This is a genomic window from Collinsella aerofaciens (genome assembly GCF_039758965.1).
Taxonomy (GTDB): Bacteria; Actinomycetota; Coriobacteriia; order Coriobacteriales; family Coriobacteriaceae; genus Collinsella; species Collinsella aerofaciens_BR.
The window spans coordinates 26,799-50,093 of the sequence record NZ_JBDMSL010000006.1; the positions used below are offsets into that span (position 1 = coordinate 26,799).

A 23,295-nucleotide genomic window follows, 5' to 3' on the forward strand; every position below is an offset into this window, starting at 1 on the left:
GCGCAAAGCTGGCAACAATACATCTCGAACAACGTGAAGCCGCCCCGTAGGGCGGCCACCCCAAGAGAGGTGATTCCATGAGAATCGATAAGCTAGCAATGACGTCGCGCGAGGCGCTGCAGACCGCCATGAGCACGGCTGCCGACGCGCAGGCCGGCGCGGTGGAGCCGATTCATCTGCTGTCTGCCCTGCTCGGTGCCGGCGAGCGCAATATCTCCGTGATCATCGAGCGCATCGGTGCCGACCCGGCTCAGCTCGCACGCTCCACACAGGATGCCATCGACCACGCGCCCAAGGTTTCGGGCGAGGGCCAGCAGATGGGCCTGTCCAACGAGCTCGTCCGCGTCATCGAGAAGGCCGAGAAGAAGGCCACCAAGATGGGCGACAGCTTTGTGGTGACCGAGCATCTGCTGATGGCGCTTGCCGAGGACAAGGGCGAGGCGGGCCGCGTACTGCGCGACGCCGGCGTCACCAAGGAGCGCATCGAGCAAGTCTACGAGGAGCTGCGTGGCGATGACCGCGTGACGTCTGCCGAGGACAAGACTCAGTTTGAGGCACTGGAGCAGTACGGTCGCAACATCTGCGATCTGGCCCGCGCCGGCAAGCTCGACCCGGTCATCGGCCGTACCGATGAGATTCGCCGCACCATCCAGGTCCTGTCCCGTCGCACCAAGAACAACCCCGTGCTCATCGGTGAGCCGGGCGTCGGCAAGACGGCCATCGTCGAGGGCATCGCCCAGCGTATCGTGGCCGGCGACGTGCCGAGCACCCTGCGCGACCGCGACCTTATCGAGCTCGACATGAGCGCGCTGGTCGCCGGCGCCAAATACCGCGGCGAGTTCGAGGACCGCTTGAAGGCCGTGCTCAAGGAAGTGCAAAAGTCCGAGGGCAAGGTCATCCTGTTCATCGATGAGCTCCACACCATCGTGGGCGCGGGTGCCACCGAGGGCTCCATGGACGCCGGCAACATTCTCAAGCCGGCGCTTGCCCGTGGCGACTTGCACGCGATCGGCGCGACCACGCTCGACGAATACCGCAAGTACATCGAAAAGGATGCGGCGCTCGCGCGTCGTTTCCAGACCGTGATGGTGAGCGAGCCTACCGTCGAGGACACCATCTCGATCCTGCGTGGCCTCAAGGAGAAATACGAGATCTTCCACGGTGTGCATATCACCGATAGCGCGCTCGTGGCAGCTGCCGACCTCTCCGATCGCTACATCGCCGACCGCTTCCTGCCCGACAAGGCCATCGATTTGGTCGATGAGGCGGCAAGCCGCCTGCGCATGGAACTCGACAGCATGCCGGTCGAGATCGACGCCACCACGCGTCAGCTCACTCAGCTGCAGATCGAGGAACAGGCGCTCATGAAAGAGACCGATGACGCCTCCAAGGAGCGTCTGGAGGCCCTGCGCCAGGAGATTGCCGAGGTCCAGGAAAAACTCAACGTGCAAAAGGCCGGCTGGCTCAACCAGAAGAACGCCATTGACCACGTGCAGGAGCTTAAGAGCCAGCTTGACGAGGCCAAGAGCGAAGAGGAGCGCGCGACGCGTAACGGCGACCTGGGCCGTGCGTCCGAGCTGCGCTATTCCGTGATCCCGGGTCTGCAGCAACAGATTCAGGATTCCGAGGCTGCGCTCGAGGCACAAAAGCAGCAGGACGGCGAGGGCCTCAACGAACAGGTGACCTCCGATGAGATCGCCGAGGTCGTGAGTGCCTGGACCGGCGTGCCCGTGTCCAAGATGATGCAGGGCGAGCTCGACAAGTTGAAGGGCTTGGAGGGTGAGCTGCATAAGCGCGTCATCGGCCAGGACGAGGCCGTCTCCGCCGTCGCCGCAGCTGTGCGCCGCAGCCGTGCGGGCCTCTCCGATCCGGACAAGCCCATTGGCAGCTTCTTCTTCCTGGGCCCCACCGGCGTGGGTAAGACCGAGCTCGCCAAGGCTCTAGCCGAGTGCCTGTTCGATGACGAGCGCGCACTCGTGCGTATCGACATGTCCGAGTACATGGAGAAGTTCAGCGTCCAGCGTCTGATCGGTGCGCCCCCGGGATACGTGGGATACGACGAGGGCGGCCAGCTCACCGAGGCCGTGCGCCGTCGTCCGTATTCCGTGATCTTGCTCGACGAGATGGAGAAGGCTCACCCGGATGTCTTCAACGTGCTGCTGCAGGTGCTTGACGACGGCCGTCTGACCGACGGTCAGGGTCGCCAGGTATCCTTCAAGAACACGATCATCATCATGACGTCTAACGTGGGCTCCAAGGCTATCGCTGAGCTTTCCGGCAAGGACGAGGAGGAGATGCGCCATCAGGTCGACGCGGCCATGGCTCAGACCTTCCGCCCCGAGTTCCTCAACCGTATCGATGATATCGTGGTGTTCCATCCGCTTGGCATGGCGCAGATCGAGAAGATCGTCGACATTCAGCTCGCCGACGTCCGCGCGCGTCTGGCCAAGGAACGCATGACGCTTGCCATCACCCCGGCGGCCAAGCAGCTGCTCGCCGTGGGCGGCTTGGACCCGGTCTTTGGTGCCCGTCCGCTCAAGCGTCTGGTGCAGCGTGAGGTTGTCGATGCCATCGCAGCGGCCATCATCGACGGCACGGTGCGCGAGGGCGATCAGGTGACGGTCGATGTCGACAAGGACGGCGGCTTTACCGTCGTGTGCGATAACACGCCGGCGGCCACCTACGAGGTTCCCGACGCCGAGTAGATTTTGGGCAATGCCTTAAAATCTGCCAGTCGTCTCTAAACGCCAAGGGCGGTGGATCCAATCGGGTCCGCCGCCCTTTTTCGTGCGACAATCGATGATGTTGAGCGGATGCGATGCAAGGAGCTATGCAGATGAAAGACGAGAACAAGACGAACGCACCGGCGGCTGAGATAGCGTCCGCCGCACCAAAGCCCGCGCCGAAACCGGCACCCAAGCCGCGCGACCCCTATATCCGTGCCGAGAACGAGGACGATGACGGTTACGACCCCTACAGCGACCGACGCCCCGAGCGCGAGCCGATGTTCGAAGCCGATCCGTGGCGCTAAGTGCCACCCAAAAGGCCACCAATTAAGTTGCGGTGAAATAGGGACTGTTTTTGCAGTTTGACCAGCAAAAACAGTCCCTATTTCACCGCAACTGCGTTAGGGATTTTTCTACAGGGGGAGGGTAGTCAAAAAAGCCCCGTCCCAAATTGACTGCTCGGGGAGTCGCATTCGAGCTCGTGTCCTCTTGGCCACTCGATATCCTTCGGAGCAATAACAGTGAAAAAACTTGCTTAAGTGTTAATCAAGCTACACACAATCTTGCTCTCTAATTAATCAAGAATCAGTATAATTTTGATTAGCTAGAGAGCAAGATTGGAGAATCATGGCATTCAACGACTTGATCGCCCAGAAAATAAAGGACTTTGAACAGCAGGGGGTTCCGCAGGTCTTTGAGCGAGACCTTGATCTAGGAAACCCACAGGAGCCAAAGCGCGACAACATCGTAAATGTGATTGTGGGGGCCCGCCGTTGTGGAAAGACGTATCGCCTGTATCAGGAGATGCGGCGGCTTCAGAGCCGGGGCGTCGAGCTTGACCGGATGCTTTACTTCAATTTTGAGGATGAGCGCTTGCGCCCGTATGAGCCATCGCTGCTGGCGGACGTGCTCGACACGTTCTATGCGCTGTATCCTGTTGCTCGAACCGAGGGCGCTTACATTTTCTTTGACGAGATCCAGGAAATTCCCGAATGGGGTGCGTTTCTGCGGCGTGTAGTCGATACGGAGAAAGCGACCGTCTATGTGACGGGATCTTCTTCTAAGATGCTGTCCTCAGAACTTAAGAGCGAGTTCAGGGGTCGTTCTCTTGTGCGAGAGCTTTTTCCGTTGAGTTTTTCGGAATACGTTCGATATAAGACGGGGAGCGTTCTCGAGTCAGATGCGACCTTTTCCCCGAGCGATGCAGCGCTGCTTCGACATCATCTGATCGGGTATCTTGAACGAGGGGGATTCATCGCGACACTTGAGCAGACGCCTGCAGACGCGATTCAGCTGCTACAGGAATATGCTTCGCGAACGGTCGCCATGGACGTCGTTGAACGTTACGACGTCAAGAACCCTCGCCTGGCATCGCTGTTCTTGACGCGGTGTATGGCATCTTCGGGACGAGAGCTGTCAGTGAACAAAGTGTACAACGAGTTCAAGAGCAGACAGATACCCGTCAGTCGTAATTCGCTCAGCGACTTACTTGAGTATTATGAGGACGCCTACCTGTTATTTTCTGTGCCGGAGTTCACGCGTTCACTGGCAAATAACATGCGGTCTGCGTCTAAGGTCTACGCTGTCGACCCTGCGATGTTTGGAGCATTCTCTCCCGCATCGGCATTGGACCAGGGCCAGAGGCTCGAGACCGCAGTGTTCAATGCGCTAAGAAGAAGGACTCCCGCGGTGAGGACCGGCTCGGTCTGCCGCCTGCTAATCAAAGAGAAGAGCAAAAGCCATGAGGTGGACTTTGTGGCTGGGGATGCGCTTCTCATGCGGGCTTATAGCCTGATTCAGGTGAGTGCGGATATGGCAAGTGAGAAAACGCGCGAGCGCGAAATCGCCGCGCTTGATGCCTCGATGGCCCAGTTTGATCTTGGCGAGTCGGCAATCGTTACCATGGATGAACAGACCGATATTCCATGCGAGCACGGTGTGGTACACGTTATGCCCGCATGGAAGTGGCTCCTTGCCTAATCATCTATGGGCCTGTGGGGTCAGGACCTCCTGGCTCCTTCATCACGGTTGGGGAGCACCTTGCTGCGCCAGGCTAGTCCTGGGCTTTGATACTCGGCAGCAGGATCTGCGCGAGGTAGTCGCATTCGAGCTTAGTGGCACCATCGGCCTTGCCGTCTTTACCCACCAGGTCGTTCTTGATCTGGCTATACGTATAGCGGTTGCCGGTCGTCAGCTCGACAAGCTCAATGGCCGTATCCATGGGGTAGGTCGACACGGGATTCTGCGTCCGCCCGTTGATGGTCTGGGGCACCACGTACGGATAGACGGGGCCGTTGGCGTAGACGGTATAACCGTTGCCTAGATTGGCCGCACCCAAAACCGTATCGCCTTCATCGGGCGTAAAGCTCTCGCCCTCGCGCACCGCGACGAGCGTCACGAGCGGCGTATTGGCGTCGTCGCCCAGATAGATGCATAGCGTGTTTCCGTTTTGCCAAGTTGCGACCTTGCCGTACCACTCGACGGGAATATCGAGCTGGTAGAGGTCGGTTGCCTTGTGGCGAGCGTCAGCATCACGGGACGCCTGTGCCTTTTGCGCGCTCACGGCATTGACGGCGGCGTCGCGCCGCGCGGTTGCTGCCTGCTGGAGCACTTTGGCAGCCGCGGCGGAGCTCGCACCGCCCTCCTCGGCATACTTGGCGGCGGCATCGATCTGGTCGTCAGTCACCGTGTCGGCCGAAGGCACCTTGAGCTTAAAGGTGGCCTGGGCACTTAAATCCTGTCCATCGCTCTTAACGGTGACCTGCGTCTTGGTGGTCGGGACGGTATAGATGGTGCCGTCGGCCGCGATGGGGGAGGCAGCGATGGAGAGCGTGTAATCGCCGGGCAGCAGTTTGATGCCGCGGCCGTGCTCGTCAACATAGAGCGTTTCGCTCACGGAGGAGCCGTCAGAATCCTGACCGCTCACCTGTACGGGAATCTTGGAGCCAGTGGAACAGTCGAGGCCCGCGGCATGCATGCCAATCTGCACCGACATCATCGTGTGGGCATTGGCGGCGACAGCGGCAGCCTGCTCTTGCTGATATCCGTTCCAGGCAGCATAGCCTGCACCGCCGGCGACGAGCGCGACGGCCACGACACCGGCGACCATCAGATTGCGGCGCTTGGGCGACATCTTGCGATGGCGGACCTCGGCCTCGCGTGCCGAGGGAACGGACGGCAGGGGTATATCGCCCATGGCGATGGTCTCGTCCACGGCTGGTGCGGAACCCAGGCCAGGAAGCTCGCGAGTCAGCGAATCCTCGGCCGGCAAGCTGTCGAGCAAGACGGTTTCCTCGCCCGTGTCGGATTCGGGCTGGTTGCCGGCCTCGCTTTCGGTGCCTTCGTGATCTGCCTCATCCTCGGCAGGCTCAACGTCGCCTGCATCCTGATTATCGGATTGCGCCTCGGTTTCCGGCTCATCCTGCACATCAACGCCCGAATCGTCAAACGCAATCTCATCGAGTGAAATCCGGTCTAAGCTCTCCAAGGCCTCAGCGCAAGCTTCTGCATCTTGGGCCGCATCCTCTTGGCCCATCGTCTCATCATTCATACATCCCCCAAGCTCAATATCGGGACAACACTGTACCCAAAAATGGAGCCATATAAAGCGCGTGCGAAATATAAGATCCGATTTAACCTGAGCGCATCGTTCGGCCGCATCCTCGCGGCGGCAAAAGGCCCCCGGAAAGCGAACGAATCACATTCCGGGGGCTCTACAATGCGTTGAGTTGCGCGGAGCCGACTATGCTGCTTCGTGCTCAAGCGATGTCTGCGCCAGGCGCGTTACTCAGCGTGCGCGTAATCAACCTTGGCGCGGCGAGCGGTGGCCTTCTCCCAATCGTTGGTGCCCTCAAAGACATCCTGCTTGTAGGGATTGCGGCCGAGCTTCTTGGCGCGGTAGGCGATGTAGATGATCGCGGCGATGTTGGCGACCAGTGCGGCGATCGAGACCGCGGTAGCGGCGCCGGGGTCGAGCGTGGAGTGGGTCACAAAGATGGACTCCTCCTGGAAGTAGGGGAATACCTGGGCAAACATGCACCAAATAGCCAGCGTAAAGGCGCGGTTCTGGATCCAGCCGCCCTTGTTCCAGATAAAGGCGGCGACGGTGGGCGCCAGCAGCAGCGCAAAGCCGCAGAACCAGGAGTGGGTGGGCAGGCAGTTGTAGGTGTAGCAGAAGTTCCAGATATCGTAGGCGATGATGTAGACCCAGGTCATATCGGGCCACAGCATGTCGGTCTGATCCTCGGAGGCGTAGACGCTCCACCAACCGGTCATGCAGAAGATGTTGATGATACCGGCGATGCCGTTGAACACGTTGTTCCAGCCGGCCAGCTGCGTAGCACCTTCGGAGGTGACCCAGGTGGACTCGCCCAGGACAAAGAAGTGATAGGCGCTCTCGAAGTCGGACACGACGGCGATCATGATGTTGATGGCGACGATCACAAACGGCCATGCGCGGAACCAATGCGCCTTGCCGATCTTGCCCCACTGATACTTAATGGCAATGAAGCCCCAGCAACCGGCGAGCGCCGCGTATACCTTGGCGTAGTGGAACCAGCTGTTCTGGTACACATGGGTGGGGTTGGTGAGCGCCCACTCGGCGCCCTGCGAAACGCCGATGGCGATGGCGACGCAGTAGATGGTCATGGCCAGCGGAGCCACGCCAAAGATGATTGCCGCGCCCAGCTTGGTGCGGCGGCCGACCTCGTTGAGCACGATGAGGCCAATAAAGACCATGGCCCAGCCGGCCCAGTGGATAAGGGTATCGCTACCCCAAACATCGAACAGCATGCTGCTCTCCTTTCACACGCCCGCGGCCCCTCTTCCGATCGCGGGCAGTTTGGCCAAATGTCGTCAGTTCTGGGGCTTGCGCTCCGGATACTTGGCGGTATAGCCCTCGATGTGGAGTGTCGAGGCGATGATTTCCTTGACCGTCTCGTCGGGCACATCGGGGTGCGTGCGGATATACATCAACAACCCCATGATGAGGGTGTAGAACGTCTCGTAGACATGGTCGATGCGTAGCTCATGATGGGCGACAAAATCCACCACGGTGGTGTCGCAGATATACTGCGCCACGCGCTGGACCACGTTGTGCAAAAAGCCGCCGTAGAGCGCGCCGCTGCTTGAGGTGAGCGTACTCGGCAGCTCGTGGCCGCTGACGACCAGGCGCTTGAAGAGCGGGGCGACGGTGTCGAGTGCGCCCTCGATATCACCGACGATGCGGCTGGCATTCCACTGCTCGAGCTCGGCGATAAAACCGTCGATTGCCTCGTCCATGACAGCGGTGACGGCGGCGTCCATATCGGCAAAGTAGTGGTAGAACAATGAGCGCGTGCAGCCGGCGCGTTTGGTCACGGCCGAGACAGATAGATGCGACACACCCAGCTCGGAACTCACGGCGCGCACGGCGGCGAGGATCTCGCGACGGCGTTCGTCGCCCGTCAGACGTTTGGCCGTGCTGTCGGGCGCGGGGACGGCATCGGCCACAGAGGTATCTGCTGTGTTGTTGCCCATGTTTTGTCGCCTTTCATCCTCTTTTGCCTGACCGTTCACCTAACAGTCTTGAATATTGTTGACGGTTCGTCAATACTATTTTTGACACAATGTCAACAATGGCGGGTGAACGGCATGGGGCATGCTCGACCTGCAAAAAAAGAGGGGCGCTGCGGCCTCGTCGGGCTGCGGCAAGAGAAGGGACAACCATGATTCTCAACGGACCGGGAATTAGCTACACCGAGCCCGACATCGGTTCGGAGTTCGTGCCGCCGCTGCCGGAGCATCCGCGCGAGGCAATCGTCAAGCTGTGCGAGCACTGCACTAACCGCCTGCTGCATCGCGACGAGCTGCTGGGCTACGAGTACTGGTCGTTTGCCGAGGCCGCGACCGACGAGCAGGCCGAGGTGCTCTGCAAGATGAAGATGCGCCGTCCCTACACGCTGCCCGAGATGGTCAAGCTCACCGGCATGCCCGAGGCCCAGATCGAGAAGATGCTCGATGACATGAGCTACACGGGTCTGCTCGAGTACAACTGGGAAAACCCCGAGCGCGCCAAGCAGTGGGTACTGCCCATGCTGGTACCGGGTTCCGCCGAGTTCCTCAACATGCGCGTGAGCCAGCTCGAGGAGCACCCGGTCTATGCCAAGTTCTTTGAGCAGGCGTCCAAGGGACCGCTGTCCAAGGCCACGCCGATGGTGCCGCCCGGTGGTGCCGGCATCGGCATGCATGTCATTCCGGTCGAGAAGGCTATCGATGCCGCGAGCACGTCGGTGCCGATCGAGCATATCGAGCATTGGCTCGACAAATACGATGGCAAATATGCCGCTAGCACCTGCAGCTGCCGCGCGAGCCGTCGCGTGATGGGTGAGGGCTGCGCCGACGACCCGGCCGACTGGTGCATTGCCGTGGGCGATATGGCCGACTATGTGGTTGAGACCGACCGCGGCCATTACGTGACGCGCGACGAGGTCTACGACATCCTGCGCCAGGCCGAGGACAACGGCTTTGTGCACCAGATCACCAATATCGACGGCGAGAACAAGATCTTCGCTATCTGCAACTGCAACGTCAACGTGTGTTACGCCCTGCGCACCTCGCAGCTGTTCAACACGCCCAACCTGTCGCGCTCGGCCTATGTCGCCAAGGTCGAGAAGGACAAGTGCGTTGCCTGCGGTCGCTGCGTTGAGGTGTGCCCGGCCGGCGCCGCCAAGCTCGGCCAGAAGCTCTGCAGCAAAAAGGCCGGCGGACAGGTGCCCGAGTATCCGCGCCAGGAGCTGCCCGACGCCACCAAATGGGATCACACCAAGTGGTCGCCCAACTACCGCAACGACAACCGCATCGAGACGCATGAGTCCGGCACCGCTCCCTGCAAGACGGCCTGCCCCGCGCATGTCGCCGTTCAGGGCTATTTGAAGCTCGCGGCTCAGGGTCGCTATGACGAGGCGCTGGCGCTCATCAAGCGCGAGAACCCGCTGCCCGCTATCTGCGGCCGTGTGTGCAACCGCCGCTGTGAGGATGCCTGCACCCGCGGCCGTGTGGACGCCGCCGTGGCTATCGACGAGGTCAAGAAGTTCATCGCCCAGCGCGATTTGGATGCCGCGACCCGCTATGTCCCGCCTGTGGTGACCCCGACGCGTGCCGGCGGCTTCGACCAGAAGATCGCCATTATCGGTGCCGGCCCGGCCGGTCTGTCCTGTGCTTTCTATCTGGCCGAGAAGGGCTACAAGCCTGTCGTGTTCGAGAAGAACGAGCGCCCGGGCGGCATGCTCACCTACGGTATTCCCAGCTTTAAGCTGCAGAAGGACGTCATCGAGGCCGAGGTCGAGATCATTCGTCTGATGGGTGCCGAGTTCCGCTATGGCGTGGAGGTCGGTCGCGACGTGACGCTCGACGAGCTGCGCGAGCAGGGCTTTAAGGCCTTCTACGTGGCTATTGGCTGCCAGGGCGGCCGCCTTGCCGGTATTCCGGGCGAGGATGCCGAGGACGTGACCGTGGCCGTCGACTTTTTGCGCGAGGTCAACAGCGGCAAGATCGACGCGCTGCCCGGCCGCACCATCGTAGTGGGTGGCGGCAACGTGGCTATCGATGTCGCGCGCAACGCCTGCCGTCTGGGCTCCGAGCATGTTGAGATGTTCTGCCTGGAGAGCGAGGCGCAGATGCCCGCCAGCGAGGAGGAGCGTCGCGAGGCCGTTGAGGACGGCGCTCACATCAGCTGCGGCTGGGGTCCCAAGGAGGTTCACCTGGACGAGGCCGGTCGTGTGTGCGGTATCACCTTCAAGCGCTGCACGCGTGTCTTTGACAACGAGGGCCGGTTTGCGCCCGAGTACGACGAGAACGATCTGCGCCGTGTCGATGCCGACCGTGTCGTCATGTCGATTGGCCAGTCCATTGTGTGGGGCGACCTGCTGGCTGGCTCCAAGGTGGAGCTTGGCCGCGGCCAGGGTGCTCTTGCCGATCCCCAGACCTACCAGACCGCCGAGCCCGACATCTTTGTGGGCGGCGACGTCTACACTGGCCCCAGCTTCGCCATCGATGCCATCGCCGCCGGCCACGAGGCCGCCGTATCCATCCATCGCTTTGTGCAGCCGGGATCCACGCTCACCATCGGTCGCAACCAGCGCCGCTACACCGCGCTCGACCGCGACGATGTCGTGATCGAGAGCTACGACAACGCGAGCCGCGAGGTTGCCCACGTGGACCGCGAGCGCGAGAAGGCCGCGCCGTTTAGCGAGTATGTTGAGACCTTTACCGAGGAGCAGGTGCGCGCCGAGACCGCCCGCTGCCTGGGCTGCGGCGCCTCGATCGTCGACCCCAACAAGTGCATCGGCTGCGGCCTGTGCACCACCAAGTGCGCGTTCGACGCCATCCATCTGGATCGCGACCGCCCCGAGTGCTCCACGATGGTCAAATACGAGCAAAAGCTCCCAAGCCTTGGCAAGTATGCTCTAAAGCGTGCCATCAAGATTAAATTTGGTCATTAGGTTCCGCCGTTCTAACGAACGGCGGCACTGCCGACGCTGCGCGGCGCCCAGGCACCCCATCTTGCCCCTCAACTTCGGCGCCGCGGGCAAAAGCCCAGCGGACGCCTTGTTTCGGGGCAACCTGGGGCACCTGGATCGCCGCTCGCTGACGTTTGGCTGACATCGCATCAACCATTGTTGAAAGGTATTCGCCTTGCATGAATTGGGAATCGTCTATCACATCATTCGCGATGTCGAGAATGTGGCGCGCGCTCATGGCGTGCGTCGCGTTTCGAGCGTGACGTTGCTACTGGGCGAGGTCTCGGGCGTCGTTCCCGACTTGCTGCTCGACGCTTGGCGCTGGGCTGCAGATAAAAAGCCTATCGCGCAGGGCGCGGAGCTTATCGTGGAGCCCGTCGAGGCCGTGACGCATTGCGAGGTATGCGGCCGCGACTACGCGACGGTCGAGCATGGCAAGACCTGCCCCCATTGCGGTAGCGGCGAGACATACCTGCTGCAGGGCCAAGAGGTCATGATCAAGCAGATCGAGACCCCCGACAAGGATCCGGCAGACGCTGCTCCTGACGGCCTCTCCGACGCCCCCGACGCCGTCGACGCCGCCAACCCCCTCCACATCGTCTAGGATCCCCTATAAGTTGCGGTGAAATAGTTCCTAAATCCAGCCTTCTGGCTCTTAAACAAGAACTATTCCACCGCAACTATTTTGAGTGGTTTCGTAGACCATAAGTCACGAAAAAAGTCAAGCCATGTCTGTTTAAACAAAATGGCGGCAGTACAAGCGCATTCGCGCTTGCCTAAAATCGATATTAATGAACAGCCTGCTTGTATCTGTAAAAGGCATGGCTTGATGAGCGACGCCTTGTCGTGTAATGAGTCAAAAAGCAGTAACGTAATCAACTTGTAACAAACTTAGACGTTTAAACAAATAATCCAACCTTTTGCGGATTCAGCTATAATTCCACAATCCAAACAGGTATACTCCTTTCATGTCGTGTAGGAAATACGTAGACAAAAAGGAGGTTATGTGATGGTAAGTATTGTTCTTGCTAGCCACGGGGACTTGGCAGCTGGAATCAAGCAGACGGGCTCGATGGTCTTTGGCGATCAGCCGTCTGTTGCCGTGGTCTCGCTCGAGCCGAGCATGGGCCCCGACGACTTCCGTGCCAAGGTCGAGGAAGCAGTCGCTTCCTTCGAGGACCAGGAGCAGGTGCTCTTCCTCGTTGATCTGTGGGGCGGCACGCCGTTCAACCAGATCAGCGGGCTCATCGAGGGCCACGATTCCTGGGCTATCGTCACCGGTGTCAACCTGCCTATGCTCATCGAGGCATATTCGCAGCGCTTTGACGCAAAGAACACTGCACATGCGATCGCAAAACATCTCGTGACTGAGGCTAAGGCTGGCGTGCGCGTCAAGCCCGAGTCTCTGGAGCCCGAGGAGAAGAAGCCGGCTGCGGCCGCCGCTGCTCCTGCAGGCGCCATCCCTCCGGGAACGGTCATCGGCGACGGGCACATCAAGATTGCCCACGTCCGTATCGACACCCGTCTGCTGCATGGTCAGGTGGCCACCACGTGGACCAAGCAGATCAACCCCAACCGCATCATCGTGGTTTCCGACGGCGTTGCTCACGACGAGCTCCGCAAGACCATGATCGAGCAGGCTGCCCCTCCGGGAGTCCATGCCAACGTCGTTCCCATCAAGAAGATGGCCGAGGTCGTCAAGGACACGCGCTTTGGTGACACCAAGGCCATGCTGCTCTTCGAGAACCCGCAGGATCTGCTCAAGGCCATCGAGGCCGGCGTCGACATCAAGGAAGTCAACATCGGTTCCATGGCTCACTCCAAGGGCAAGGTCGTCGTCACCAACGCCGTCGCTATGGGCGATGACGACGTTAAGACTCTCGAGGCTCTCAAGGCCAAGGGCGTCAAGTTCGAGGTCCGCAAGGTTCCTTCGGATTCCTCCGAGGATCTCGACGCCATGTTGAAGAAAGCTAAGGCCGAACTGGCCGCTCAAGCATAGTAAAGGAGGGTCCGATACATGTCTGCAATCACTATTCTGCTTGTTGCGATTGTCGCGTTGCTTGCCGGTATGGAAGGCATTCTGGATGAGTTCCAGTTCCATCAGCCGCTCGTGGCATGCACGCTTATCGGTCTCGTAACCGGTCACCTTCAGGAGGGCATCCTCCTGGGCGGTTCGCTCCAGATGATGGCCCTTGGCTGGGCTAACGTTGGCGCCGCTGTCGCGCCTGACGCCGCTCTGGCCTCGGTCGCTTCTTCGATCATCATGGTGCTCGCCCTCAACGGTGGCGCCACCGATTCGGCAAAGGCCGTTACCGCCGCCATCGCCGTCGCCGTCCCGCTGTCGGTCGCTGGTCTGTTCCTGACCATGATCTGCCGTACCCTGGCTACCGCTATCGCTCACGCCATGGACGGTTGCGCCGAGAAGGGCGACTTCTCCGGCATCGAGCGCTGGCAGTACGCTGCTATCCTCATGCAGGGCCTTCGTATCGCCATCCCGGCAGTACTTCTGTGCATCATCCCGGCCGAGGCTGTTACCAACGCGCTTAACGCTATGCCCGACTGGCTGTCCGGCGGCATGGCTGTCGGCGGCGGCATGGTCGCTTCCGTCGGTTACGCCATGGTCATCAACATGATGGCCACCAAGGAGACCTGGCCGTTCTTCATCCTCGGCTTTGTCCTTGCTGCCATCCCTCAGCTCACGCTGATCGCCCTTGGCCTCATCGGCATCTCCCTTGCCCTCATCTACCTTGGCCTTAAGGATCTGGCCAAGCAGGGTGGCGGCATGGGCGGCGGCTCCGGTGACCCGCTCGGCGACATTCTGAACGATTACGAGTAGGAGGGGAGTGATACATATGGCAGAGAACAAGATTCAGCTCACCAAGGCTGACCGCAAGAAGGTTTGCTTCCGTCATCAGTTCCTTCAGGGCTCGTGGAACTACGAGCGTATGCAGAACGGCGGCTGGTGCTTCGCAATGATCCCTGCGATCAAGAAGCTCTACACCAACAAGGATGACCAGATTGCCGCTCTTAAGCGCCACCTGGAGTTCTATAACACCCATCCCTATGTTTCCGCCCCCGTCATTGGCGTCACCCTCGCTCTCGAGGAGGAGCGCGCCAACGGTGCTCCGATCGACGACGTCGCCATTCAGGGCGTCAAGGTCGGTATGATGGGCCCGCTCGCCGGCGTCGGCGACCCCGCCTTCTGGTTCACCCTTCGCCCGATTCTGGGCGCTCTGGGCGCTTCCCTGGCCCTGTCCGGCAGCATCGCCGGTCCGCTGCTGTTCTTCTTCGCGTGGAACATCATCCGTTACGCCTTCCTGTGGTACACGCAGGAGTTTGGCTACAAGGTCGGCTCCTCCATCGCCAAGGACCTCTCCGGCGGTCTGATGGGCAAGGTCACCGAGGGTGCATCCATCCTGGGTATGTTCATCATCGGCGCCCTGGTCGAGCGCTGGGTGTCCATCTCCTTCACCCCGGTCGTCTCCAAGGTCACGCAGTCTGCTGGCGCCTTTATCGACTGGGCTAACCTGCCCTCCGGTTCTGAGGGTGTCAAGGAAGCACTGACGATGTACAACTCCATCGGTGCTAACGCCCTTGATCAGGTGAAGGTCACCACGCTTCAGGCCAACCTCGATCAGCTCATCCCCGGCCTTGCCGCCGTGTGCCTGACCCTGCTGGTCTGCAAGCTCCTCAAGAAGAAGGTCAGCCCGATCGTCATCATCCTGGCTCTCTTCGCCATCGGCATCATCGGTCGCGTCTGCGGCTTCATGTAAGCACGTTTCGGCTTAAGACCGAGAATTGCTAGGCAAGGGCTTTTGAGCCATTGAAACGGACCGCACCCGGTGGGTACACTGGATGTGGTCCGATTGTTTTATTTGGAGGGCGAGGTGCGCATGGCGCAATCTCAGAACAGCACGGTCGATCTGGCAACGCCGGCAACCTGCCTGATGGGGCTTACCAGCCACGGCAACGTGATGGTGGGCAATAAGGCGTTTGAGTACTATAACGAGCGCAATCCCGAGGATTATATTCAAATCCCGTGGGACGAGGTCGACTATATTGCCGCCGAGGTTTTGCGCGGCACCAAGAAGATTACGCGTTTTGCCATCTTCACCAAGGACAACGGTCACTTTACGTTTTCGACGCGCGATGACAAAGAGACGCTTCGTGCTGTTCGCAAGTACGTCGACGAGGATAAGCTCGTGCGTTCGCCCGACTTTATCGATGTGACGGCCAAGGGCGCCAAGAGCATCCCCTCCGTCATCAAAAACCTCTTCCACAAAGGCGACTAGTCGTCTGCGATAGATGGCGGAAAATGCATCCCGGAATTCGTTCTCATTCCGGGATGCATTTTCCTTTTGAGGGCCAGTTGGGAAAGCTTGTCCCATTATTTCGCGTTATTCCGGGTTATTCTTTCCGATATTGAGGATTGCCCTCGGAAACTATTCGCTATAGAGCCTTCTCGATGAGTGGCCATGCGCTACATGGCAAAAGGGTAAATCTGCTACACTAGTACAACATGCCTCCGTAGCTCAGGGGATAGAGCACCGCTCTCCTAAAGCGGGTGTCGACGGTTCGAATCCGCCCGGGGGCACCAGAGGAATATCGAGCCCGGTACCGCTACGGTGCCGGGCTCTTCTGGTCTAAGGGCAGGATTCGGACCGCCGACACCCGCGTCACCAATTTCCCCGCGGGGGGAGTTTTCGAATCCGCCCGGGGGCACCAGAGGAATATCGAGCCGGTACCGCTACGGTGCCGGGCTCTTCTGGTTCATGCCATGTCAAAAACGAAGCGCCCACTTGCTGGGGGAGCAAGCGGGCGCCTGTGAGCGAATATGTTTGCGGTGAGAGCCGTGATGAGCGGTGGGGTGGCGACTAGTTGGTCGTACCGGAATCGTCACCCGTGCCCGAGCCAGAGCCCGAACCCGAGCCAGAAAGTGCGACCGTCAGCGTAATCGTGCTGTCGGTGGACTGCTTGCCAGTGGGGGAGACGCCCGTAACGGTGGCATCCTCGTTACCGCTCACGGGATTGCCGTTCTGGTCGCAGAAGCCAATGTTATAGAAACCGGCGTTGTTGAGCGCGGTGACGGCGGCGGAGATGCTCTTGCCGTACAGGTTGCCCGGAACACTGGCCTTGCCGGACTTCTTGGCAATGACGACGGTAATCGTGGCGCCGGGCTTCTGCTTGCCGCTGGGGTTCCAGCTGATCACGGTGCCCTCGGTAACCGAGTCGTTCTCCTGGTAGCTCACGTCGACGCCAAAGCCTGCCATATCGAGGGCGTTGCGCGCCTGGGCCTCGGTCATGTCGGTCAGGTCGGGGACGGACGTGGTATCCGGGCCGCCCGAGACCTTGTACGAGATGGTCGTGCCTTTCTCGACTTCCCTACCGGCTTCGGTGCCCTGCTCAAAGACCTGGCCCTCATCGGCCTCGTTGGCCTCCTCGGAGGCGTTGCCCTTCAGGCCAACGCTTGCCAGCGCGGCTTCTGCCTGGTCCTTGGTCAGGCCGACAAGCCGGGGAACCTCAACCTTCTCGGAGGGCTTGGGGCCCTTGGAGATTACCAGGTTCACCTTGGTGCCCTTGGCCTTCTTGGTGTTGCCGTTGGGTGTCTGCTCGGCGACCTTGCCCTCGTCGACATCGTCGTTGTAGCTTTGGTCGATGGTGCCGACCTCGAGGCCGGCTTCCTTGATCAGCTCGACGGCAGTCTGCTGGTCCTTGCCCAGCACATCGGGCACGGTGACCTGCTCGCCGCCAAAGAGTCCTGTGGCAAAGGCCACCACGATGCCGATGACGGCAACCGCTGCCACCACGGCGGCGATGATCTTGTTCTTGTTGGATTTGGGCTCTTCGACCTCGTAGGAGCCGGTGGAGCCCGAAACCGAGCTACGGGCGGTATTCTGGCCGCTCACGCCCGAGACGGGACGCACCATGGCGCGCGTCTGGTCGGAAAGCTCGCGAGTCTTGGTGGCGCCCAGCTCACCGGGGGCACCGATGATGCGCGTGGGCTCCGAGACGTTGACGGCACGGCCCGACAGGTAGCTGTTGAGCACCTGACGCAGCTCGTCGGCGGTCTGGAAGCGGTTTGCCGGGTCCTTCTCCATGCACTTGAGGATGATGCGCTCAAGGTCGGCGTCGACACCGGAGTTGATCTGGCTCGGCGGAATTGGCAACTCGTTGACTTGCTTGAGTGCGACCGAGATGGCGTCGTCGCCGTCAAAGGGTACGCGGCCGGTGGCGCACTCGTACATGACGACACCCAGCGAGTAGATATCTGAGGTAGGACCGAGGTCCTGGCCGCGGGTCTGCTCGGGGCTTACATAGTGGGCGGTGCCCAGCACGTTGTTATCCTGCGTGAGATGACTGTTCTTGGCGCGTGCGATGCCAAAATCCATGACCTTGATGTTGCCGTCGGGCAGCACCATGATGTTTTGCGGCTTAATGTCGCGGTGGATGATCTCGTGCTTGTGTGCGACCGAAAGCGCGGAGCTGATCTGCGAGCCAATCTGTGCGACCTTCTTGGGATCGAGGGCGCCGTGGCTCTTGATGCCGCTCTTGAGGTCGGTACCGCGCAGGTACTCCATGACGATGTAATAGGTGTCGCCGTCCTTGCCCCAGTCGTAGACGCCCACGATATAGGGGGAGGACAGGCCGGCGGCTGCCTGGGCCTCCTGCTTAAAGCGGGCGGCGAAGGTGGCGTCGCCGGCATACTGCGGCAGCATGATCTTGACGGCAACCGTGCGGTCGAGGACCTGATCCTGTGCACGGAAGACGGTCGCCATGCCGCCTGTTCCCACCTTATCCTTAAGGAGGTATCTTCCCCCGAGGACCCTCTGTTCCATTCCTGCTCCTAACATAATTATTCGCTCAACGATGTGTGTAGTACCTACGATGTGGCCGCTGGGGCCGTGTGGCGCGTTGCCGCTAACTCTTCGGCCGCGGCGCGCCTCGGGTGTCCGATTCGATCATGGGCATCACGCTCCCTGTGCGGCAAGCGCCGCGGTCAGGACGATACCGGCGATCTTGGCGGCCTCGACGTCGTGTTTGTCGTAATCCTCCAGGGCCACCGAGATGGCAACCGTGGGTGAATCGTAAGGTGCAAAGCCAACAAACATAGAGTTGACGTTGGTGCCGCCGGTCTCGGCCGAACCGGTCTTGCCGGCAACCTTGACGCCCGGAATCTGGGCATCGGTACCGGTGCCGGACTGGACGACGGCGAGCATGGCCTGCTTGACCTGATCGGCCGTGGCAGAGCTGACAGCCTGGCCCAGCGAGCGGGACTGCGTGGTCTTAACCACGGTCCCGTCCGGGGCGAGTATCTGTGACACAAAGAACGGGTCCATGACCACGCCGCTGTTGGCGATAGCGGCAGCGATCACGCAATTCTGCATGACGGTGGTCTGCGGGCCAGGCGTGTGGTCCATGCCGACGGGCTGGCCGGCGCCTGCCCAAGCGGTCTCCCACTCGGTCATAAGCGACGGGTCGGCCATGATGGAGGCCGCGGCGGTAAGGTCCTGACCCAGCTTTTGCCCATAGCCAAAGGCGTTGGCAAACTGTACCAGCGAGTTGGCGCCGACCTCGTTTGCCACCTGGCCAAAGACGACGTTAGACGACACGGCGAAGGCCTGCTGCAGGCTGATGGTGCCGTAGCTCTCGTTGGCAGAGTTGGTGACCGGCGCGTTGCCGATGTCCATGGAGCCGGGCGCCTGGTACGTACTGGTAAGGCTGGCGGTGCCGGTTTCGAGCGCCGCGGAGAGTGTGACGACCTTAAAGGTCGAGCCCGGGGTGTAGAGCGCGTCCATGGCGCGGTCGTACATGGAGCCGTCCTCGCCACCGCCCGACTGCATCAGGGCATCGATGTTGGTGTTGTCGTAGGTGGGCGAGCTCGCACACGCAAGGACCGCACCGGTGCGCGGATCCATGACCACCACAGCGCCCTTAAAGCCCTTGAGCGCCTGCTCGGCAGCCGTCTGGATGCGCGAGTCGATGGTGAGCTTGGCGGTATTGCCCGGCTGGGTCTGCCCCGCGAGCGATGCAATGGCGTTGTTCCAGCTGGAGTAATCCTTGGAGCCGGTGAGCGTATCGTTCATGACGCTCTCGATGCCGGCGGTGCCGTATTGCTGGCTCACGTAGCCCACCACGTGCGCGGCCATGTTGTCGTTGGGGTAGGAACGGGCGTAGGTGCCGTCCTCCTGCTGCAGCGACTCGGCTAGCGTCACGCCGTCGGACGTGATGATGGAGCCACGCTGGATGTACTTGGAGCGGGCGATGGTGTGGTTGTTGGTCGGCATATCTTGATAGTCCTTCGCCTTGATGACTTGGACATAGGTGAGGTTGCCGATAAGGATGGCGAACAGCGCCGTGAAGGCAAGCACGGCACGAGTCAGACGGTTGGCAAGCGCCACGCGGCCGAGCACGCCGGACTCAGGCGTGTCGAGCAGGCGACGACGCATGCGAGAACCCGCGGAGTGGTTGCCGTGGCTGTAGGAAGGTGCGTTGGCAAAACGCGTACCGGTCGGGGCAGCGGCGGATGCGACCTGGTCATCGGTGATGGCGGCCATGGTGCCGGTGCCGGTGAGCTCGGCTTCGCGTCCGGTTGCCTCGTCGCCGGCGCGCAGCAGCAGCGCGACGATGATAAAGCTCGCCAGCAGCGAGGAGCCGCCCTGGCTCATAAAGGGCAGGGTAACGCCGGTCAGCGGAATCAGGCGGGTTACGCCGCCAACGATTAAGAATGCCTGGAAGCTGATGGCCGCCGTAAGGCCGGTCGCGCTAAAGGCGGCAAGGTCGGACTTGGCGCGGGCTGCCGTGGTGAGGCCGCGCACGGCAAAAAGCATAAACAGGATGAGCACGGCGCCGCCGCCCAAAAGCCCCATTTCCTCGCCGATGGCCGAGAAGATAAAGTCGGACTCGACGACAGGGATGTTGTTTGCCATGCCGTTGCCGATGCCGACGCCAACCAGGCCGCCGTCAGCCAGCGAGTAAAGTGACTGTACGATCTGGTAGCCCTGGCCCTGGGCATCCTTAAACGGGTCGACCCAGACCTGAAAGCGCACTTGCACGTGAGACAGGAACTTGTAGGCGCCCACGGCTCCAACGGCCAGCAGCGCAAGGCCGATGATGACGTACGAAAAGCGCCCCGTGGCGACGTAGAGCATCAGCAAGAAGATGGTGTAGAACAGCACGGCCGAACCCAGATCGCGTTCGAAGACGACGACGAGCAGGCACACACCCCACACGGCAAACAGCGGCAGCAGCAGTCGCAGGCGAGGGATCTTAAAGCCCAGGATCTTGCGGTTGGAGATGGAGAGCAGTTCGCGGTTCTCGGCCAGGTACCCGGCCAGGAACAGCACGATAAAGACCTTGGCGAACTCGCCGGGCTGGATGGTAAAGCCCGCGATGCGAATCCAGAGCTTGGAGCCCGAGATCGTGGTGCCGATAAAGATGGGCAGCATCAGCAGGATGATGCCGATAATGCCAAAGGTGTACTTGTAGCGCATGACCACGTCGAGGTTTTTGACCAGTGCGAGCGTTCCCACCATCAGGGCCACCGAGACAAACAGGATGATGAGCTGTGAGATGGCGAGAGCGGGGGCGAGACGCGTCACGAACGTGATGCCGATGCCCGAAAGCACAAAGACAATGGGCAGGATGGCGGGGTCGGCACCGGGCGCCAAGATGCGCACGGCAATGTGGGCCGCGGCAAAGGCGGCAAAGAGGCCGATCGGTACGGCGAGCGTCTCAAAGGAGATGGCAGCGCCCGCGGTGAGGACGTACATCGCATACAGCAGGATGACGGGGAACGCCGAGGCGATGAGCAAGAGCAGCTCGGTGTTGCGGCGACTCATAAGCGGCACTCCCTTTCTAATTCTTATCGGAGGCTTCGGCCTCGGCGGACTGTTCGGCGGTTTTCTCGGAATCTGATTCGGAGGTCGATCCCTGATTGGTGTTGTCGCGAATCGTTTGCGCGTCGATCACCTGGCGGGTCTGCTCCTCGTCGATCTGGTGGCGGTACTTGGATATCGTGTCCTGCGCATCGTCGACACTTGTTTGCGGAATACCCGCCTTGAGGCGGTTTTGCGTGTCTTCGGGCAGGTCGGATAGCTTGATGCTGGTTTCGCTTTCGAGCCAGTGGAGTTTGAGTCCGAGCGGCTTGCCGGGCAGGCCGCGCCAGACGGCGACATTGCCCTGGTAGGTACCCAGGTAGTACGAGCCGGTGACACCCGTGTAGGCCCAGATGCCAGCTGCCAGCACAAAGACGAGGGCCAGGATGGCGGCGATAGTAATGTTGCGGCGACGCACGCGCTGCGCCTCGCGCATAACGCCATCGTCAACCAGGTCAACGACTACTACGGTCACGTTGTCGTGGCCGCCGGCGGCAAGCGCCGCGTCCACTAGGTTGTCGACGCAGATTTGCGCGGTTGAGGACTGCGTGGCGATGTTCTCGATATCGCTATCGGGAATCATGCTCGAAAGGCCGTCGGAGCACAGGATCAGACGGTCGCCTTCCTCGATATGCAGAGTGAAGTGGTCGGCATACATAGCGGGGTCCGAGCCCAGCGCGCGGGTGATGACCGAACGGTTGGGGTGGACGCGAGCCTCGTCTGCCGTGATCTCGCCGGCGTCCACGAGCTCCTCCACGTAGGAGTGGTCGCGGGTCACGCGGATGAGCGTGCCCTCGTGGAGCAGGTAGGCGCGAGAGTCACCCACGTGGGCGATGGCGAGCGTGTCGTTTTCGATATAGGCGCAAGTGGCTGTGCAGCCCATGCCGGGCTTGCCCAGGCCATTCAAGGCAGCCTCGATTACGGCGGCGTTGGCGGCCTCGACGGCTGCCGCCAGGCGTGCGGCGTCGGCAGACTGAGGAGCTGTCTTGGCGATGGTCTCGACAGCGATAGAAGAGGCCACCTCGCCGGCAGCGTGACCACCCATGCCGTCGCATACGCAAAAGAGCGGCGACTGCACCAGGTAGGAATCCTCGTTGTGCGGGCGCACGCAGCCAACGTCAGAGCGGGCGCCCCACATGAGTTGCGTGGTGGTGCCGGCATCATAGGTCGAGTCGGTCTCGATGCGTTCCTCGGTCAGGGGCTCAAAGCTCATGGTCGAGCCGGGGTCTTTGAGCTTGGCCTCAACGGCGGCAACGTCGATCTCGGCAGTGTCACCGGGAGAGACGGTGTCGGTCTCGGCGTTTGATTCGGAATCGCCGGTGTCCGGGGAGTCGGGCTCCTCGGACACGCGGGCGGTCGACTCGTCATCTTGCGGGCTGACGTCTATAGGCTCGGGCGCCGGCGTAGACGCGGGCGCAACCTCGGATGCCGGGGCTATGGGAAACGCCGGCGCGGCGGGCTCGGGTGCCGCAAACACCGCAGCGCTCTCGTTGATTGCCGCGGCGACGGGCTCTGCAAAGTGAGCCGGCGCCGGGGTTGCTTCGGGCGCTGTGGGCTGTTCCGCAGCATGTGCGCCGATGGGCGCCGCTACGGCATCCTCTTCGTCCTCGTTATCGGCGAGATCCGAAATATCATGCGTTACATGCGAAAGAGGCAGGGAGAACACGGTGTCCTCGGGCTCCACGGGTGCGGAGCCCGCCGGAGCGGCGTGGGCCGGCGCAGCTGTGGCGGCGGCCGGTGCCTCGGTCATAGTTGCGGACTTGTTCTCCTCGTCGATCATCGACGGTTCACCTTCATGACCACGTCGCCAATCTGGACTTCGTCGCCCTCGCGCAGCGTTGCGGGCTCAACAAGCTGGCGGCCGTTGACGAGCGTGCCGTTAAGCGAGTTGAGGTCCTCGATGATGAGCGCCGGGCCCTGCAGCGAAAAGCGCGCATGTGAGGCCGAGACGAACGGTTCGTTGATGCAGATGTCCGAAGATGGCGAGCGACCGACGATGACGGGGCCGAGCATGTCTACGTGGATGCCGCGGATACCGCGCGGACCCTTGTCCACATCAATCGTCCAGATAGCCGAGTCGCGGCGCTGCCCGCGCACAAGTCCCACGCCGGTCTTCATGACGGCGAACAGGAAGATATAGAGCAGGGCGACCAGGACGATGCGGCCTGCAAAAAGGACGATATCGATGTTCATAAG

The 23,295-nt window shown here is 61.1% G+C and carries 16 protein-coding genes and 1 tRNA gene; 10 read left to right on the plus strand and 7 right to left on the minus strand.

Annotation, left to right across the window (positions count from 1 at the left end):
- Window positions 1-77 precede the first annotated feature (77 nt).
- The 3 genes from clpB to ABHU32_RS02905 all read left to right on the plus strand — a co-directional run bounded on the left by clpB (window position 78) and on the right by ABHU32_RS02905 (window position 4,706).
- The gene (gene clpB / locus ABHU32_RS02895; RefSeq protein ID WP_117746526.1) at window positions 78-2,705 is read left to right on the plus strand and encodes an ATP-dependent chaperone ClpB; all 2,628 of its coding nucleotides are present in this window, start codon (window positions 78-80) and stop codon (window positions 2,703-2,705) included.
- Between the two features lie 125 nt (window positions 2,706-2,830).
- Entirely contained in the window at window positions 2,831-3,031 is a 201-nt protein-coding gene (locus tag ABHU32_RS02900; RefSeq protein ID WP_117746527.1) for a hypothetical protein, read from the plus strand.
- Window positions 3,032-3,353: 322 nt separating this feature from the next.
- Window positions 3,354-4,706, plus strand: a complete 1,353-nt coding sequence (locus ABHU32_RS02905) for an ATP-binding protein (protein WP_117770272.1) — start codon at window positions 3,354-3,356, stop codon at window positions 4,704-4,706.
- A gap of 73 nt (window positions 4,707-4,779) precedes the next feature.
- On the opposite strand, the gene ABHU32_RS02910 is transcribed toward ABHU32_RS02905, so the two are convergent.
- The 3 genes from ABHU32_RS02910 to ABHU32_RS02920 form a co-directional block, all read right to left on the minus strand.
- Window positions 4,780-6,276 (minus strand): hypothetical protein, encoded by a 1,497-nt coding sequence (locus tag ABHU32_RS02910; RefSeq protein ID WP_346978855.1) that lies wholly within the window; start codon window positions 6,274-6,276, stop codon window positions 4,780-4,782.
- A gap of 233 nt (window positions 6,277-6,509) precedes the next feature.
- Window positions 6,510-7,517: a DUF5692 family protein gene (locus tag ABHU32_RS02915; RefSeq protein WP_346978857.1), complete on the minus strand. Its 1,008-nt coding sequence runs from the start codon at window positions 7,515-7,517 to the stop codon at window positions 6,510-6,512.
- Between the two features lie 63 nt (window positions 7,518-7,580).
- The gene (locus tag ABHU32_RS02920; protein ID WP_346978858.1) at window positions 7,581-8,243 is read right to left on the minus strand and encodes a TetR/AcrR family transcriptional regulator; all 663 of its coding nucleotides are present in this window, start codon (window positions 8,241-8,243) and stop codon (window positions 7,581-7,583) included.
- Window positions 8,244-8,431: 188 nt separating this feature from the next.
- On the opposite strand from ABHU32_RS02920, the gene ABHU32_RS02925 reads away from it, so the two are divergent.
- The 7 genes from ABHU32_RS02925 (at window position 8,432) to ABHU32_RS02955 (ending at window position 15,821) form a co-directional block, all read left to right on the plus strand.
- On the plus strand, window positions 8,432-11,206 hold the full coding sequence (locus tag ABHU32_RS02925) for an FAD-dependent oxidoreductase (RefSeq protein ID WP_346978859.1): 2,775 nt from the start codon (window positions 8,432-8,434) through the stop codon (window positions 11,204-11,206).
- A 193-nt stretch (window positions 11,207-11,399) separates the two neighbouring features.
- Window positions 11,400-11,828: a hydrogenase maturation nickel metallochaperone HypA/HybF gene (locus ABHU32_RS02930; protein WP_346978860.1), complete on the plus strand. Its 429-nt coding sequence runs from the start codon at window positions 11,400-11,402 to the stop codon at window positions 11,826-11,828.
- A 405-nt stretch (window positions 11,829-12,233) separates the two neighbouring features.
- Complete coding sequence (locus ABHU32_RS02935) at window positions 12,234-13,223, plus strand: PTS sugar transporter subunit IIB (RefSeq protein ID WP_148332486.1); 990 nt, start codon at window positions 12,234-12,236, stop codon at window positions 13,221-13,223.
- Window positions 13,224-13,241: 18 nt separating this feature from the next.
- Entirely contained in the window at window positions 13,242-14,060 is an 819-nt protein-coding gene (locus ABHU32_RS02940; RefSeq protein WP_055285302.1) for a PTS mannose/fructose/sorbose transporter subunit IIC, read from the plus strand.
- 16 nt (window positions 14,061-14,076) lie between these two features.
- The gene (locus ABHU32_RS02945) at window positions 14,077-14,997 is read left to right on the plus strand and encodes a PTS system mannose/fructose/sorbose family transporter subunit IID (RefSeq protein ID WP_195364104.1); all 921 of its coding nucleotides are present in this window, start codon (window positions 14,077-14,079) and stop codon (window positions 14,995-14,997) included.
- A 120-nt stretch (window positions 14,998-15,117) separates the two neighbouring features.
- Window positions 15,118-15,516, plus strand: coding sequence for a DUF956 family protein (locus ABHU32_RS02950; protein WP_346978863.1), 399 nt, complete (start codon window positions 15,118-15,120; stop codon window positions 15,514-15,516).
- A 229-nt stretch (window positions 15,517-15,745) separates the two neighbouring features.
- Window positions 15,746-15,821, plus strand: a tRNA-Arg gene (locus ABHU32_RS02955).
- 277 nt (window positions 15,822-16,098) lie between these two features.
- Here the strand turns inward: ABHU32_RS02955 and pknB are convergent.
- From pknB to ABHU32_RS02975, 4 genes are all read right to left on the minus strand, one after another.
- Entirely contained in the window at window positions 16,099-18,060 is a 1,962-nt protein-coding gene (gene pknB, locus ABHU32_RS02960) for a Stk1 family PASTA domain-containing Ser/Thr kinase (protein WP_346978865.1), read from the minus strand.
- A gap of 132 nt (window positions 18,061-18,192) precedes the next feature.
- Window positions 18,193-21,063 (minus strand): FtsW/RodA/SpoVE family cell cycle protein, encoded by a 2,871-nt coding sequence (locus tag ABHU32_RS02965; RefSeq protein ID WP_346978867.1) that lies wholly within the window; start codon window positions 21,061-21,063, stop codon window positions 18,193-18,195.
- 16 nt (window positions 21,064-21,079) lie between these two features.
- Window positions 21,080-22,879, minus strand: a complete 1,800-nt coding sequence (locus tag ABHU32_RS02970) for a Stp1/IreP family PP2C-type Ser/Thr phosphatase (protein ID WP_195240995.1) — start codon at window positions 22,877-22,879, stop codon at window positions 21,080-21,082.
- Window positions 22,876-23,292 carry an FHA domain-containing protein gene (locus tag ABHU32_RS02975; RefSeq protein WP_006235180.1) on the minus strand — a complete coding sequence of 139 codons (417 nt, stop codon included), beginning with the start codon at window positions 23,290-23,292 and terminating at the stop codon, window positions 22,876-22,878. The genes ABHU32_RS02970 and ABHU32_RS02975 overlap by 4 nt, the downstream gene beginning before the upstream one ends.
- Window positions 23,293-23,295 lie beyond the last annotated feature (3 nt).